Here is a 1,505-nt window from a genome sequence, read left to right as displayed (position 1 = left end):
ATCTGCGTAATCTGCGGATAAAATAACCACATACTCCCGAAAGCTTTCTTTGTGCCCTCTGTGCCTCTGTGGTTATTTTGTGGTTTTGATATCAAATCTGCTGGGCATAGAGTTTCTGATAAATGCCGTGTTCCTGAATCAGGCTGTCGTGATCGCCATCGGCAATGATTTCACCACCATCAAACACCACAATACGATCGGCTTGCCGAACAGCACTTAAGCGATGAGCAATGATGATGGTGGTGCGGTTTTTCAGATAATCCGCCAAGGCGATATGCAGATGATGCTCGGTATTGCTGTCCAGCGCTGAAGTAGCCTCATCGAGCACCACCACACTGGGATTCATTAATGCCATTCTGGCGACGGCAAGGCGTTGGCGTTGGCGGCCGGAGAGCTTAACACCGGAACGGCCAACCAGTGTATCCAGTCCTTTTGGCATGGCCTGAATGACATCCTCAATCTGCGCGGTTTTTATCGCCTGCCAGATTGCTGTATCGGGATAATCACGTCCCAGTGTAATGTTTTCCCGCACCGAGTCATTAAACAATGCAGGATGTTGTAATACGGTTGCGACATGCTCGCGCACCCCTTCCAGCCCTATCTCGCTGACCGGCACATCATTGAAATACACCATGCCTTTATCGGCCGGATACAAGCCTAATAACACATTGACCAGCGTGGATTTACCGGCACCACTGGCGCCCACCAGAGCCACTTTTTCACCGGCTTTGATTTCCAGCGAAACACCGCTGAGTACCGGATTATTTTCGTCATAACTGAAATGCAGATTTTCAATGCGGATACTGCTGGCCTGGCCTTCGATAAACGGATTGGTTTTGGCCGGATAAACAACTTCCTGTTTTAACGAAAACAATTTGTTTAGACGAGAAACCGCGGCACCCGCAGCATAAAAGGCATATTGAATATTCAACACTTCTTGTACCGGTCCCATCATGAACCAGAGATAGCCAAATACGGCAAACATCTGACCGATACTCAAATCGGAAAACACCACCATCCACATGCTTACCGCGCGAAAGATATCAAACCCAAACAGGAATATGACAAAAGAAATACGATTGGCGGCATCGCTTTTCCAAGCATAGTCAGTGGCATGGGTGCGGACTCCGCGAGCCCGATCGATAACTCGCAGAAAATAATGTTTTTCTCGGTTGGCGGCACGGATCTGCTGAATGGCATCAAGTGTTTCAGTCAGGCTCTGCTGAAAAACCTCCACCGCCGTATTTTCATTTTTTTTCAGATTTTTGACGTGTTTCCCCACACGCATGGTGAAATAAATCACCAGGGGATTCATAAACAGAATCAATAAAGCCAGTTGCCAGTGCAGAAACAGCAGGATCACGGCGGTGCCGATAATACTCAGCACTGCAACGATAAACCGGCTTATGGTATTGCCAATAAAATTATCAATCACCTCAATATCGGTGACAAAATGCGAGGATATTCCACCACTGCCACGGGTTTCATATTCACTGATGGCGATT

1 protein-coding gene is annotated in these 1,505 nt (G+C 47.6%); it reads right to left on the bottom strand.

Going from position 1 to position 1,505, the window contains the following annotated elements:
- Positions 1-91: 91 nt before the first annotated feature.
- A partial coding sequence (locus tag B3182_RS08485) for an ABC transporter ATP-binding protein (protein ID WP_292752344.1) occupies positions 92-1,505 on the bottom strand: 1,414 nt, incomplete at its 5' end.

It is taken from the genome of Methylophaga sp. UBA4204 (assembly GCF_002379485.1).
In the GTDB taxonomy this organism is placed as follows: Bacteria; Pseudomonadota; Gammaproteobacteria; order Nitrosococcales; family Methylophagaceae; genus Methylophaga.
Note: the sequence above shows the minus strand (reverse complement) of the source record. Positions and strands in the feature narration are given on the sequence as shown.